The organism is Streptomyces sp. NPDC008163 (assembly GCF_042956885.1).
GTDB classification, from domain to species: domain Bacteria; phylum Actinomycetota; class Actinomycetes; order Streptomycetales; family Streptomycetaceae; genus Streptomyces; species Streptomyces drozdowiczii_A.
The window spans coordinates 317,672-331,725 of the sequence record NZ_JBIBHG010000006.1 but is presented as its reverse complement, the minus strand read 5'-3'; the positions used below and the strand labels follow the sequence as shown (position 1 = coordinate 331,725).

Sequence of the window (14,054 nt, the reverse complement as noted above, 5' to 3'; positions counted from 1 at the left end):
CACCGGCCCGCTGCTGCCCCCAGGATATCGCCGGACCGGGCAGGTCCGGACGCGGCCCGGGGCTATTCCCCGGCCGGGGTGATTTCACCCGATCGGCCACCTCATCTGCGGGCCGGGCGGGATAGCCGCAGGGTGGAGCCATGTGGCCCCACCGAATATGGCTGGGTGCCGCGGTTCTCCCGCTGGCCCTGCTGGTGCCGCGGGACGCCCCGGTACCCCACATCCTGGCCGAGCCGCCCGCCGCCCCCCGCACGCGGGCGGTGGCCGCGCCGCAGCCGGTCGTCGTCAGCAGGACGGCCTGGCACGCGGACGAGTCCATCGTCCGGGAACGTGCCGCCTACACGGGCGCCGTCCGCGCGGTCTTCGTCCACCACACGGGCGACACGAACGACTACGACTGCGCACAGGCCCCGGAGCTGATCCGGAACGTCGAGGAGGCCCACATCAAGGGCCGGGGCTGGGACGACATCGGCTACAACTTCCTGGTCGACCGGTGCGGCACCATCTACGAGGGCCGGGCCGGCGGCATCACGCGCTCGGTGCGCGGCGCCCACACCACCGGCTTCAACGCCGACAGCGTGGGCATCGCGGTGCTCGGCGACTACCACGACGGCGAGAAGGTCCCGGCCCCCGTCGTGCGGGCCCTGGCGACCCTCGCGGCGTGGAAGCTGCGCCCCGGCGAGGACCCGCGCGGCAAGGTGAGGCTCCGCTCGACCAACGACGCGAGCCGCTACCCCAAGGGCGAGGTGGCCGTGCTGAACGTCATCTCCGGCCACCGCGACACCTACCAGACGAGCTGCCCCGGCCAGGCGCTGTACGACGAGCTGCCCGAGATCCGGTCCATGGCGGCGGCCATGCGTGCGGCGGCCGGGCGGGAGGGCGAGGCGGACACGGAGGACGCGGGAAATACGCACTAGTGCATACATTGTTTGACGCTAGTACGTACAAGGGTAGGCTGCGGACATGACCGCCACGCGCCCGCTCCCCGTGACCCTGACCGGCCGCCATGTCCGCGTCGAACCGCTCGCCCCCGGGCACCTGGACGACCTCTTCGCCGCCGGCGGGGACGACGACGAGGTCTGGCGCTGGCTCGGCGGCCCGGTGCCCCGCACCCGTCAGGACATGGAGGCCGCGCTCGCCGCGATGCTCGCCAACGCCTCGTACGTCCCCTTCGCCGTCGTCCACCTGGCCACCGGGCGGGCCATCGGCTGGACGTCCTTCCTGGACATCGACGTGCCGCACGAGCGCCTGGAGATCGGCTCGACCTGGTACGGCCGCGCGTACTGGCGGACCGCCGTCAACACGGAGACCAAGCTGCTCCTGCTCACCCACGCCTTCGAGGACCTGGGCATGGGCCGCGTCCAGCTGAAGACGGACCACCTCAACGAGCGCTCCCAGCAGGCGATAGCCCGCCTCGGTGCCCGTCACGAGGGCGTCCTGCGCCGCCACCGCCGCCGCCCGGACGGCAGTTGGCGCGACACGGTGTACTTCTCGCTGCTCGCGGACGAGTGGCCGGAGGCGAAGGCCCGTCTGGCGGCCCGGCTCTGACGGGTCGCTCGGCCCGGCCGGGTCAGGCGGCGCGCGGAGCCGGCACCGTGCGCGCCCGGCCGGTCTCGCGGAGCACCAGCATCCCGGTGACCACGATGAACGCGCTGGTCAGCCCGTGGATGCCGAACGCGGCGGAGAGCGGTCCGTCATGGGTCAGCACATTGATCATGTCGCCGAACGGGGCGACCGCCTCCATCAGCAGGACCAGCCCCAGGGCGCGGCGGTGGCCCGTGACCAGCAGGACGCCGATGACCAGGCCCATGGCCAGCTCCCGGGTGCCCTTCATGATCAGGAACCCGTCGCCGTTTCCGGAGGGCCACGTGGGCAGGCCGACCCCGTGCGTGGACGCCTCGGGGGCCAGGATGAAGGTCAGCCCGAGATAGAGCACGAACAGCGTGCAGACCGCGATCAAGGCGGTGTTGACGTTCTTCAGTGACATGGTGCTCCTCCGTGGCATGGCGCTTCTCCGTCGTTCGGGTGCGGCGGTGGTCATCGGCGCTCGGTGGCGCCCGGTGTGAGGATCTCCATCAGATGCCCGTCGGGGTCGCGGAAGTAGGTGCCCCGGCGGCCCGGGATCTGCTTGCTCTCGTAGATCTGTCCGGGTTCGCGGCACGCGGGGTCGGCGTAGCAGGTGATTCCGCCGTCCCGGATGCGGGCGAACGCGGCGTCGAATTCCTGCTCGCCGAGCATGAACGCGTAGTGGTGCGGCTCGAATCGCTCCGCCCGGTCATAGTCCAGGGTCACCCGGTTCGACAGCCTGACCGGCGTGAAGTGCGCCAGCGGCGGATCGACGGCCAGGCCGAGGACGCCGGCCAGGAAGTGCGCCGAGACCTCAGGATCGCGGGCCGGAACGATGGTGTGGTTGAGCTCCACGGACATGGTGGTCCCCTCCCGGAGATGCGGTCGCGCTGCTTTGCCAACACCCGTTGGCCAACGCGTGTTGGCTAACGTAGGACCCCGCTTCTGGTATGTCAACGGTTGTTGGCCTACGCTCGTTGGTATGACCGGCACCACGGAGAACCAGCAGGCCGCACGGCGTTCCGACGCCACCCGCGCCGCGATCCTCGCCGCGGCCCGCGCGAGGTTCGCGGCCGACGGCTATCAGAAGGCGACCATCCGGGCCATCGCGGGCGACGCGAACATCGACCCGTCGATGGTGATGCGCTACTACGGCAACAAGGCGGGCCTGTTCGCGGCGGCCGTCGCCATCGACCCCGGACTGCCCGGCCTGCCCCTCGAACCGCACGACGAGATCGGCCGCACGCTGGTGCGCCACTTCCTCACCCTCTGGGAGGAGAACGGCGAACTGACCGCGCTGCTGCGGGTCGGCTCCACCGATCCGGCCGCCGCCGAGCGCATGCAGACCGTGCTGCGCGACCAGCTCATCCCGCTGGCCCGCCGCCTGGGCCACGACCCCGAACAGGCGTCGACACGGGCGGCGTTGTGCGCCTCGGCGGTGCTGGGGCTCGCGCTGACGCGTTACGTACTGCGCTTCCCGGCAAGCGTGGCGCTCGGCCGGGACGAGATCGTGGACTGGCTCGGGGCCACCGTTCAGCGGTATCTCACCGCGCCCGAGCCGTAGCCGGGGGTCCACCGACCGGTGGACCCCCGGTTCCACCGGACGAGGCTGCCGGGCGCACCCCCCTCCGAAACAGCATGGGGGACATGAGACTTCGACCCGTACACATGGCCCGGTGGAGCGCCCGGCACCCCTGGCGCGCGATCACCGGATGGTTCCTCTTCGTCCTCCTCTGCCTCGGGGCCGGCATCGCGGCCGGCTCCAACGCCGCCACCACCAAGGACTTCTGGGTCGGCGAGGCCGGTCACGCCGAGTCGATGGCCACCGACGCGGGCCTTCAGCGCCGGCCCACCGAACACATCCTGATCCGGTCCGCCTCCGGCCCCCTGGACACCGCCCGCGCGAACCAGGCCGCCCGCGAACTCACCGCCCGCATGCGGGCCCTGGACGAGGTGCGCGACGTGGCGGCACCGGTCCCCTCGGCGAACGGCACCGCTCTGCGGGTGAGCGTCGTCATGGAGGGCGCCGAGCTGGACGGCAGGAAGAACGTCGTCCCGCTCCTCGCGGAAACCGCCGAGGTGGCCGGCGCCCACCCGGAACTCGTCGTCGAGGAGACCGGTTCACCGGCCATCAGCAAGGGGGTCAACGACCAGCGCGGCGACGACCTCGCGCTTTCCGAACGGCTCTCCCTGCCGGTCACGCTCGTCATCCTGCTGGCCGTCTTCGGCTCGGTCGTCATGGCCGGGGTGCCCCTGCTGCTCGCGCTCTCCTCCATCGCCGCGACGATGGGCCTGTCCATGCTGGCCTCGCACCTGCTGCCCGACCCGGGCGTCGGCACCAACATGATCCTGCTCATGGGCCTCGCGGTCGGCGTCGACTACACCCTCTTCTACCTCAAGCGCGAACGCGAGGAACGGGCCCGCGCGGGCGGCCGCCTCGGCCCCGAGGCCCTGGTGGAGCTCGCGGCGGCGACGGCCGGCCGGGCCGTGGTGGTCTCCGGGCTCGCGGTGATCGTCTGCACCGCGACCCTCTACCTCGCCACGGACGTCATCTTCTCCTCGCTGGCCACCGGCACGATCCTGGTCGTCGCCGTGGCCGTGCTCAGCTCGCTCACCGTGCTCCCCGCCCTGCTGGTCAAGCTGGGCCACCGCGCCGAACGCCGCGCCGCCAGGAAGACCGCCCGGCGCGCGAAGCGCGGTGCCCCGGTCACCACCAAGCGCCCGAAGCCCGAGAACGGCCGGGTCTTCACCGCCCTCCTGCGCCCCGCCCGGCGCCACCCCGTGGCCACCCTGTGCGCCTCGGTCCTGGTCATGCTCGCCGTCGCCGCGCCCGCCCTGGGCCTCAAGCTCGTCGACCCCGGCAAGGACACCTTCTCCCGCTCCATCCCGGCCATGCAGGTGTACGACCGGCTGACCGCCGCGTATCCCGAACTCCTCGTGAAGCACGAGGTGGTGACCCGTACGAGCCCCGACCGCGCGCCCGAGGCCAGGGCGGCGCTGACCGAACTCGGGCGGCGCGCCCAGGCCGACCCGCTCTTCGCCCGCACCGGCAGGCCCGTGCTCCGCACCTCCGCCGACGGCCGGGTCTCCGTGCTCGAACTGGCCGTCCCGCACCCCGCGCCCGCGGACGAGGCCATCGCATCCCTGGACCACCTCCGCGACCGCTACATCCCCGCGACCGTCGGGAAGTTGACCGGCGCCGAGACGGCGGTCAGCGGTGACGTGGCACGCGGACAGGACTATGTGCACCACGAACGCGGCAAGCTGCCGCTGGTGATCGGCTTCCTGCTGCTGTTCACCTTCGTCACCACCGCGGTCGCCTTCCGCTCGGCGGTCATCGGCCTGATCGGCGTCGTCCTCAACCTGCTCTCGGCGGCCGCCGCGCTCGGCGCCCTCGTCCTGGTCTTCCAGGGCACCTGGGCCGAGGGGCTGCTGGACTTCGACTCGCTCGGCGCCATCGCCTCCCGCGTCCCGCTCTTCCTCTTCGTGCTGCTCTTCGGACTGTCGATGGACTACCAGGTCTTCGTCGTCAGCCGGATCAAGGAGGCCATGGACCACGGCATGAGCGCCCGGGAGGCCGTCCTCGAAGGCATCGCCCGCTCGGCGAAGGTCGTCACGAGCGCCGCCCTCGTCATGGTCACGATCTTCGCGGCCTTCGTCTTCCTGCACCTCACGGAGATGAAGCAGATGGGCTTCTGCCTCGCGGTGGCGGTCCTCCTGGACGCGGTGGTGATCCGGATGATGATCCTGCCGTCGCTCCTGCTGCTCCTCGGGGAACGCGCCTGGCCCCGGAAGCCCCGCACCACGGCCGCCACCGAGGCCGCTCCGGCCCTCCCCGTAGGCTGACCGGCATGCTTCAACGGCCGCAACGCGGCGACCCGCTCTGGATCTGGGTGCTCCACGGCTGGGAGGCCCTGTCCTGGGGCCTCGTCGCCCTCGTCACCCTGGTCACGACGGCGGGCGGGTCGCCCGGGGACCGGAAGCTCGGCATCCTCGCCGTGACGGTCGTCATCGCCGCCTGTTACGCGCGGGTGCGACTGCGCCCCGGGAGCCGGGTGCCGGGCCCGTACGGCTATCTGTCGGTGCTCACCGCGGGGCTCGGGCTCCTCGCCTACCTGGGCGACGGATTCGGCGCCCTCTACACCGTGATGCTCGCGCAGTTCATCGTCTTCGTGGACGGCCCCCGGGGCGCCGTCCTCTTCACGGGGCTCGGGGCGCTGGCGATCACGGTCGGTGGGAGTCTCAGGGAGGGCGGGGAGCCGGAGGTCTTCCTCCACAACACCCTCTCCTCGCTGGGCGTCTGGGCGGTCGCCGTCCTGATGGCCGTCCTGACCCCCAGGGCCCTGGCCCAGCGCGACGAACGGGCCGCCCTGCGGGCCGAGTTGCAGAGCACCCAGCTCGAACTGGCCGAGATCCAGAAGCGCCAGGGCGCGGCCGAGGAGCGCGAACGCCTCGCCCGGGAGATCCACGACACCCTCGCCCAGGGCTTCGCGTCGATCATCGTCCTCGCCGAGGCGGCCAGGTCCCAGCTCGCCACGGACCCGGCGCGCAGTGCCCAGCAGTTGCAGTCCATCGAGCAGACGGCCCGGGAGAATCTGGCCGAGGCCCGGGTCCTGGTCGGGTCCGCCCCCAGCAGCGGGGTCGCCGCGGGCTCCGTCGCCGCGACGCTCCGCCGCACGCTGGACCGCTTCACCGAGGACACCGGCCTCACGGTCACCGCCGAACTCGCGGACATCGACTGCGACCAGCCGACCCGGGTCGCCCTGCTCCGCTGCACCCAGGAGTCCCTGGCCAACATACGCAAACACGCCGCCGCCACCACCGTGGGCGTCGTCCTCACCGAACACCCCGGTGGCGCCGAACTGGAGATCACCGACGACGGGCGCGGCTTCGTCGTGGAGGACTCCCGGGGCTTCGGCCTGGACGGCATGCGCCGGCGCCTCGCGGAGTTCGGCGGCGGGCTCACCGTCACCAGCTCGCTCGGCGACGGCACCCGCGTCCTCGCCACCATCCCGCTGCACGAGAGGCCCCAGGTGCCATGACGTCCACCCCCGCACCCCTGCGCATCGTCCTGGCCGACGACCACACCGTGATGCGCGCCGGACTGGTCGCCCTGCTCGGTTCCGAGCCGACGCTCGACATCGTCGGCGAGGCGAGCAACGGCCGCGAGGCGGTCGCCCTGGTCGAACGCCTCAGCCCGGACGTGGCCCTGCTCGACCTGCGCATGCCGGTCCTCGACGGCGTCGGCGCCACCACGGAGATCGTCGCGGGGCCCGCCCCGACCCGGGTGCTGATCCTCACCACGTACGACACCGACGCGGACATCGAACGGGGCGTGGAGGCGGGCGCCACCGGCTATCTGCTCAAGGACGCCACCCGCGAACAGCTGGTGGACGCCATCCACGCGGCCTCCCGCGGCGAGACGGTTCTCGCCCCGCGCGTCGCCCAGCGCCTGGTCGCCAAGATGCGCCGCCCGGCCCCGGTCGCCCTGACCGCCCGCGAGTCGGACGTCCTGGAAGCGGTCGCGGACGGCCTGTCGAACGCCGAGATCGGCCGCCGCCTGTTCATCGGCGAGGCCACGGTGAAGACCCACCTGCTCCGCATCTTCGCCAAGCTGGACGTCAACGACCGCACCCGCGCGGTGGTGGTGGCCCTGGACTCGGACCTGCTGAAACGCCGTTGAAGGCCAGCGGTCCTAGAGGGCGTCGGGCCCCCGCTCGCCCGTGCGCACCCGGATCACCGTCTCCACCCGCTGGACCCACACCTTGCCGTCGCCGATCCGGTCCGTCCGGGCGGCCCGGACGACCGCGTCGAGGGCCGCCTCCTCGTCCGCGTCGTCCACGACCGCCTCGATGCGGATCTTGGGGACCAGATCGACGCGGTATTCGGCGCCCCGGTACACCTCGGTGTGCCCGTGCTGGCGGCCGTAACCACCGGCCTCGGTGACGGTCAGACCCTGGATGCCGACCTCCCGGAGCGCGGTCTTGACCTCGTCGAGGCGGTGCGGGCGTATGACGGCGGTGATGAGCTTCACGGTGCGGTCTTCCTGTCCCTGGGGAGCGACGCCGACTGCGGGGCCGCGTGGCCCAGCGCGCCGTGATCGTAGGCGCTCTCCGCGTGCAGCGTCTGGTCGAGGCCCGTGACCTCCTCCTCGGCACTGGCCCGCAGGCCCATCAGCCGGTCGATCGCCTTGCCGATCCCGTACGTCACGAGGAAGGTGTACGCCGCCACCGCCACCACGGCCACCGCCTGCTTCAGGAGCTGGCCCGCCCCGCCCCCGTACAGCAGGCCCTCCGCGCCGCCGGTCATCGAGGTGGTCGCGAACAGCCCGATCAGGAGGGTGCCGACGACGCCCCCGGCGAAGTGCACGCCGACGACGTCGAGCGCGTCGTCGTAGCCGAAGCGGAACTTCCACGCGACCGCGTACGAGCAGACCGCACCCGCCGCGAGCCCGACCGCCGCGCCGCCCACGATGCCGACCGTGCCGCAGGCCGGTGTGATCGCGACCAGCCCGGCGACCGCGCCCGAGGCCGCGCCGAAGGTGGTGGGGTGTCCGTCGCGCTTCTGCTCCACGAAGAGCCAGCCCAGCAGACCCGTGCAGCCCGCGACGAGCGTGTTGAGCATCGAGGCGGCGGCGATCCCGTTCGCGGCGAGCGCGGAGCCGCCGTTGAAGCCGAGCCAGCCGAACCAGAGGAGCCCGGCGCCGAGCATCACCATCGGCAGGTTGTGCGGGCGCATCGCGTCCTTCCGGAATCCGATGCGCGGCCCCACCACGAGCGCGAGGGCCAGCCCCGAGGCGCCGGACGCGATCTCCACCACGAGCCCCCCGGCGAAGTCCAGCGCACCCAGCGCGTCCTTGATCCAGCCGCCGGGCCCCCAGACCCAGTGCGCGACGGGCACGTATACGAGCAGCGTCCACACCGGTACGAAGACGAGCCACGCGGCGAACTTCGTACGGTCCGCCACCGCACCGCTGATCAGCGCCGCCGTGATGATCGCGAAGGTGAGCTGGAAGGTGGTGAACAGCAGGGTCGGCACCCCGCCGGTCCGCGCGTCCGGCCCGATGCCCGCCAGGCCCAAGTGGTCCAGATTCCCCACCAGCCCGCCGAACGCGTCGTCGCCGAAGGCCAGCGAATAGCCCGCGAGCAGCCAGACGACCGTGACCAGGGCGATCGAGACGAAGCTCATCATCAGCATGTTGAGGACGCTCTTCGTGCGGACCATGCCGCCGTAGAACAGCGCGAGCCCGGGCGTCATCAGCAGAACGAGGGCGGTGGCGGCGAGCAGCCAGGCGGTGTCGCCGGTGTCCAGGCCGGGCGCGGCCACGGTCACGGGGGTCACGGGGAGTCCCTCCTCGGGGCGGTGAGCGGTGGGAGCGACTGCGAGCGTGACCGGCTCGCGTTTCGACGAGGGACCCCGTGTGTTTCCGCCGCATTTCATTGCCCGGGTGTTGCCGAGATCTCACCGGCGTGGGGAGGGTGCGGGCTCGCCCGGAGGGCGCACGGCCGGGGCCCGGGGTTTGCGGGGGGCCGGGGTGCAGGGGGCGGGCGGGGCCCGAGAGCGCGGAGGCGGGCCGAGGGCGCGCGGGCGCGCGGGCGGGCCGAGTGCGCGGGGCCCCGGCGCGCTCTCAGCAGCCGCGCTCCGTGAAACGGGCGAGTCCGTACGCCGAGTCCAGCCGGTACGTCCCCGGCTTCCGCACGGTCAGCCGCGTCCACTCGCCTTCCTGCCGCAGACAGGCCCCGCCCGGCCCGCGCACCCGGAGCCACGGCGAGTGCGCGACCCGTACGGTCACCGGGCCGGCCCGCTCCACGCGCAGGACCAGCTCCGCGTCGTCGCCGCCGGTGACCGTGGCGGGCGGGGACGCGAGCGGGGTGGCTTCCCGGACCCGGTAGACCGTCCAGCCGTCGTCCTCCCACACCTGGTCCAGCCACGGCAACCCGCCCCTGACCAGGGCCGCTTCCGCCTCGGCCGGTCCGTCCGGGCGCCCGTGGTGCAGGACGACGAGGCCCACCGCCCAGCGGTCGAGCCAGGCGCGGTAGCGGTCCGGGGTGAGCCGCCCCTCGTAGAAGAGGCGCCCGCGCTCGACGTCCAGCTGGCGGTTCCAGCCCCGGGCCATGTTCACGTGCGGGGCGAGGACGGTGGCCTCGCGGTGGTTGCGCGCGGGGACGACCTCGACGCGGACCCGGTCGGCGCCCAGCCGGTCGAGCGCGGCGACGACGCCCTCGGTGCGGGACGCCCAGGCCGGGACGGGGGTGGACACGCGCAGATCGTCCACGGTCTTGTCGACGAGCCAGAGCCCGGAGAGCAGGAGGACGGCGGCCAAGAGCCCCGCGCGCACCCGCGCCCCGGCCCGGACCGTGTCGAGGACGGCCGCGCACAGCACGGGCACCGCGACCAGGCCGAGCAGCCGCTCGACGTTCGTGCCGATGGGGGACGCGACGAGGAACGTCAGCACCACGCCGACCGCGTACACCACCGCCCCGTACCGCGTCAGCCGCCATTCCCGCGTCCGGGGCGCCGCCGCCGCGAGCACCGCGCAGACGAGGACCGGCATCCACACCCGGTCCGCGTGCATGGGCTGCTCGCCCCGGAACGGGAACAGCAGCGTCGTCGCGCCGACGGCCGCGAAGAACGGGACCATCAGGACCGCGCCCGTGCGCCACCGCCGGTCGAGCAGGTGGGCCGCGCCCACGACGACCAGGAAGAGCCCGGCCACCGGGCTCGCCATGGTGGCCAGCGCCCCCGCCACGACGGCCACCGAGGCCCGGTGGGCGTAACGGCAGGCGACGAGCCCGACGGCCACGCCGAGCGCGAAGGTCGTCCGCCCCGATGCGACGTTGCACCACAGCGCGAACGCGCCCAGCAGCGCGGGCGGCAGCGGGCGGCGCATGCTCGTACGGACGAAGAGACGGGCCAGCAGCCAGGTGGCGGCGAGCCCGGAGAGGACGGAGACCGTGCGGACGCCGACCAGTGCCATCACGTACGAGGAGAAGACGCTGTAGTTCGCGGTGTGCGTCCCCCCGTACCAGGACAGGTTGTACGCCGATCCCGGGTGGCGCGCGGTGAACCCGGACCAGGCGAGCTGCGCGGCGAGGTCACCGCCACCGGTGGACAGGACGGCCGCCCACACGGCGTACAGCGGCAGCACGGCCACGACGGATACCAGCGGGACACGGTGGACCCGCCACCACGGCTCGCACACCGACTCGCTCGCGTCCGCCCGTACGTCTTCACCGACCACCACGTGCCAAACCCTAGAGGCTGATCACTGCCCTCACCGACCCGAAACTTTCGAAATGAAGGCCATTCGGTTCGATGGGACCACCTCCTTCGAATCGAACCGGTCCCGAACTTCCCACGTGCTTGTAGTCGTTGAACTGCACAATCGTCCAACTCGCCTATCCCGTAGGGCAATCGAAGGTTTCGCAACTCATGCCGAAACCATTGACACCCCCAGGGGGCGGTCCAACACTGAGCGCCGTCGGCAGGCCCCCGCCGACGCCTACCTGCTCACGGGACGAGGAGGACATCCCCCCCATGCACGCAAACCCCGCACATCCGACGAGCCGCACCAGACCCCCGAACGGTCTACGACTGTTCATCCGCAGCGCCTTCGCCCTGGTGATCGCGGTCGTCGCGGCGATCGCCCTGCCCGGCACGGCCACCGCCGACACGACCGTCACCTCCAACCAGACGGGGACCAACAACGGCTACTACTACTCGTTCTGGACGGACAGCGCAGGCACGGTCTCCATGAACCTCGGCTCCGGCGGCAGCTACGGAACGTCCTGGAGCAATACCGGCAACTTCGTCGCCGGCAAGGGCTGGAGCACGGGCGGCCGCCGCAGCGTGACGTACTCCGGCTCCTTCAATCCTTCCGGCAACGCCTACTTGGCCCTCTACGGCTGGTCGCAGAACCCCCTGGTCGAGTACTACATCGTGGACAACTGGGGTACGTACCGGCCCACCGGGACCTTCAAGGGCACGGTCACCAGTGACGGCGGCACGTACGACATCTACGAGACGACCCGGACCAACGCCCCCTCGATCGAGGGCAACAAGACCTTCAAGCAGTACTGGAGCGTCCGCCAGTCCAAGCGGACCGGCGGCACCATCACCACCGGCAACCACTTCGACGCCTGGGCCCAGCACGGGATGAACCTCGGCAGCTTCAACTACATGATCATGGCCACCGAGGGATACCAGAGCAGCGGCAGCTCCAGCATCACGCTGGGCAGTACGTCCGGCGGCGGTGACAACGGCGGCGGTACCGGTGGCGGAACGGGCGGCGGCAACAACGGCTGCACCGCCACCCTCTCCGCCGGCGAGAAGTGGGGCGACCGCTACAACCTCAACGTCGCGGTCTCCGGCTCCGGCAACTGGACCGTGACGATGAACGTCCCCTCCCCGGAGAAGGTCCTCTCCACCTGGAACATCAGCGCCAGTTACCCCAGCGCCCAGGTGCTGACCGCCAGACCCAACGGCAGTGGCAACAACTTCGGCGTCACCATCCAGTCCAACGGCAGCTGGACCTGGCCCACGGTCTCCTGCACGGCGTGATCCACCAGGTGCTCCGGGGTGGCGGCGGCCGCCCCGGAGCGCTTCCGCCGTCCACCTGTCTCACAGAACCGGCGGCCTTCCCAGACGGGTCATCCGCCACACCGTCCGCCAGCTCATCGGCGCCCGCTCCCCGGCCGGCGTCCTGACCCCCTCCACGAACCCTCCCCACCACGCCCTGAGCCCCGTCAGCGAGCGCATCCGCAGCATGGCCAGCGTGATCCACACGCCGAGATAGACCGGGATCAGCGGAGCCGGCAGCCGCCTGCGCGCGAGCCACACCCGGTTCCGCGCGGTGAACCGGTAGTAGACGGCGTGCCGCGCCGGCGACGTCCGGGGATGCTGGAGGACCAGCGTCGGCACGTAACGGATCTCCCACCCGCCGTCCAGCGCCCGCCACGCGAGGTCCGACTCCTCGTGCCCGAAGAAGAACTCCCCCGGCCACAGCCCGATCCGCCGGAGCATCGGCACCGAGAAGGCGTGCCCGCCGCCCAGGAACGCGGTCACCGGCCCCCCGCGCATCGGATCGCCCGCCCGCAGCCGGGGCACCCACCTCCGCTCGGTCCGCCCCTGCTCGTCGGCCACCCGGAACCCGATGATCCCCAGCCCCGGGTCCTCGGCGAACTGCCGCCGCACTTCGCGGAACACGTCCGTCGCGATGAGCAGCCCGTCGTCGTCCAACTCGACCACGACATCGACCTCGTCCGCATCGCAGATCATCCGAAGGCCCACGTTCCGTCCGCCGGGGCACCCCAGATTCTCCGTGAGCGGCACCTTCGTCACCTCGGTCGCACCGGGGGTGCCCGCCGCGCCGAGGACATCGGTCGAGACGTCGTCCAGCGAGGTCGCGTTGCCCACCAGGATCAGGCGGGCGGCCGGCACATCCTGCTTCGCCACGGACGCGAGCAGCGCCTCCAGCTCCCGGGGTCGGGTCCCCATGGTCACGATGACAACCCCGATACGCGGCGACAAGGTCATGGCGGCTTACTCCAGTGATCGGTGGGCCCCGATGCTAGGCCCTGTCCCCGGGGACCCCGCCACTCCCGGCTCCGGACCCCTGCCCCGCCGCCGCCCCCTTCTTCACGCCGCCGCTCCGCTGTCGATGACCAGGTCCGTGCCGACGACCGCTCCGGCGGCGGGCGAGGCGAGATACAGCACCGCGGCCGCCACCTCGTCGGCCCCGGCGAGCCTGCCGAGCGGGTTCTGCGACTTCACCCGTTCCGCCCGGTCGGCCTCGGTCTCGCCCGGGCGGAGGGACATCGGCGCATCGGAGGCTCCCGGGCTGACGGCGTTGATGCGGATGCCCTCGTGGATGTGGTCGAGCGCCGCGGCCCGGCTCAGCGCGGAAACGGCGGCCTTCGACGTGATGTAGGCGGCGGCGTTCGGTATCCGCAGGTGGGCCCCGAGGTTGGAGGCGATGTTGACGATGACGCCGCCTCCATGGGCGCGCATGTGGGCGATCTCGTGCTTCATCGCCAGCCACACCCCGGTGACGTTCGTCCGCAGCACCGCGTCCCAGTCCTCTTCGGTCACGTTGGCCACCGGGCCGGAGCCCCGCAGTATTCCGGCATTGTTGACCGCGATGTGGAGCCCCCCGAAGCGGTCCACGCTCTCTTCGACCAGGCGGCGGACCTGCTCCGATTCCGTGACGTCGGCGACGACCGCGGTGGCCGTGCCACCGCTCGCCCCGATGAGCCGCACGGTCTCGTCCAGGGACGCCCGGGTCCGCCCCGCGACCACCACCGACGCGCCTTCGGCGGCGAAGGCGAGCGCTGTGGCACGGCCCAGGCCGGAGCCGGCGCCCGTGACGAGGACGGACCTGCCGATGAAGAGGTTCATTTCCGCAACTCCTCCGGAGAACAACGTGAGTGAAGTACTGGATCGATCGTTCCATTATCCGGCCCTGCGAGATCGCCTCCGGCTCGCGCCGG

14 protein-coding genes are annotated in these 14,054 nt (G+C 72.1%); 7 read left to right on the top strand and 7 right to left on the bottom strand.

The annotated features are described in order from the left end of the window. Window positions 1-140 precede the first annotated feature (140 nt). Window positions 141-917: an N-acetylmuramoyl-L-alanine amidase gene (locus ACFZAT_RS16355; protein WP_391264840.1), complete on the top strand. Its 777-nt coding sequence runs from the start codon at window positions 141-143 to the stop codon at window positions 915-917. Between the two features lie 46 nt (window positions 918-963). Beyond that, complete coding sequence (locus tag ACFZAT_RS16350) at window positions 964-1,548, top strand: GNAT family N-acetyltransferase (protein ID WP_391264838.1); 585 nt, start codon at window positions 964-966, stop codon at window positions 1,546-1,548. A gap of 22 nt (window positions 1,549-1,570) precedes the next feature. Here the strand turns inward: ACFZAT_RS16350 and ACFZAT_RS16345 are convergent, their stop codons facing one another. Both ACFZAT_RS16345 and ACFZAT_RS16340 read right to left on the bottom strand, forming a co-directional pair. After that, window positions 1,571-1,987: a DUF4267 domain-containing protein gene (locus ACFZAT_RS16345; RefSeq protein ID WP_391264836.1), complete on the bottom strand. Its 417-nt coding sequence runs from the start codon at window positions 1,985-1,987 to the stop codon at window positions 1,571-1,573. A 50-nt stretch (window positions 1,988-2,037) separates the two neighbouring features. Next, entirely contained in the window at window positions 2,038-2,427 is a 390-nt protein-coding gene (locus tag ACFZAT_RS16340; protein WP_391264834.1) for a VOC family protein, read from the bottom strand. A 121-nt stretch (window positions 2,428-2,548) separates the two neighbouring features. On the opposite strand from ACFZAT_RS16340, the gene ACFZAT_RS16335 reads away from it, so the two are divergent. The 4 genes from ACFZAT_RS16335 to ACFZAT_RS16320 all read left to right on the top strand — a co-directional run bounded on the left by ACFZAT_RS16335 (window position 2,549) and on the right by ACFZAT_RS16320 (window position 7,249). Then, window positions 2,549-3,130 (top strand): TetR family transcriptional regulator, encoded by a 582-nt coding sequence (locus tag ACFZAT_RS16335; protein WP_391264832.1) that lies wholly within the window; start codon window positions 2,549-2,551, stop codon window positions 3,128-3,130. 83 nt (window positions 3,131-3,213) lie between these two features. Next, a complete protein-coding gene (locus ACFZAT_RS16330) occupies window positions 3,214-5,412 on the top strand; it encodes an MMPL family transporter (RefSeq protein WP_391264830.1) in 2,199 nt (732 codons plus the stop codon). Between the two features lie 5 nt (window positions 5,413-5,417). Next, entirely contained in the window at window positions 5,418-6,608 is a 1,191-nt protein-coding gene (locus tag ACFZAT_RS16325) for a histidine kinase (RefSeq protein WP_391264828.1), read from the top strand. Continuing rightward, complete coding sequence (locus ACFZAT_RS16320; protein ID WP_391264825.1) at window positions 6,605-7,249, top strand: response regulator; 645 nt, start codon at window positions 6,605-6,607, stop codon at window positions 7,247-7,249. The genes ACFZAT_RS16325 and ACFZAT_RS16320 overlap by 4 nt, the downstream gene beginning before the upstream one ends. A 12-nt stretch (window positions 7,250-7,261) precedes the next feature. Here the strand turns inward: ACFZAT_RS16320 and ACFZAT_RS16315 are convergent, their stop codons facing one another. From ACFZAT_RS16315 to ACFZAT_RS16305, 3 genes are all read right to left on the bottom strand, one after another. After that, on the bottom strand, window positions 7,262-7,600 hold the full coding sequence (locus ACFZAT_RS16315; protein ID WP_391264823.1) for a P-II family nitrogen regulator: 339 nt from the start codon (window positions 7,598-7,600) through the stop codon (window positions 7,262-7,264). Continuing rightward, window positions 7,597-8,907, bottom strand: coding sequence for an ammonium transporter (locus tag ACFZAT_RS16310; protein ID WP_391264820.1), 1,311 nt, complete (start codon window positions 8,905-8,907; stop codon window positions 7,597-7,599). Before ACFZAT_RS16310 ends, ACFZAT_RS16315 begins: the two co-directional genes overlap by 4 nt. A 286-nt stretch (window positions 8,908-9,193) precedes the next feature. Next, complete coding sequence (locus tag ACFZAT_RS16305; protein ID WP_391265025.1) at window positions 9,194-10,768, bottom strand: hypothetical protein; 1,575 nt, start codon at window positions 10,766-10,768, stop codon at window positions 9,194-9,196. Between the two features lie 335 nt (window positions 10,769-11,103). Between ACFZAT_RS16305 and ACFZAT_RS16300 the strand changes: the two genes are divergently transcribed. Next, on the top strand, window positions 11,104-12,126 hold the full coding sequence (locus ACFZAT_RS16300; RefSeq protein WP_391264818.1) for a glycoside hydrolase family 11 protein: 1,023 nt from the start codon (window positions 11,104-11,106) through the stop codon (window positions 12,124-12,126). Between the two features lie 60 nt (window positions 12,127-12,186). On the opposite strand, the gene ACFZAT_RS16295 is transcribed toward ACFZAT_RS16300, so the two are convergent. Beyond that, window positions 12,187-13,101: a glycosyltransferase gene (locus ACFZAT_RS16295; RefSeq protein WP_391264816.1), complete on the bottom strand. Its 915-nt coding sequence runs from the start codon at window positions 13,099-13,101 to the stop codon at window positions 12,187-12,189. Between the two features lie 102 nt (window positions 13,102-13,203). Then, window positions 13,204-13,962: an SDR family oxidoreductase gene (locus ACFZAT_RS16290; RefSeq protein ID WP_391264814.1), complete on the bottom strand. Its 759-nt coding sequence runs from the start codon at window positions 13,960-13,962 to the stop codon at window positions 13,204-13,206. Window positions 13,963-14,054 lie beyond the last annotated feature (92 nt).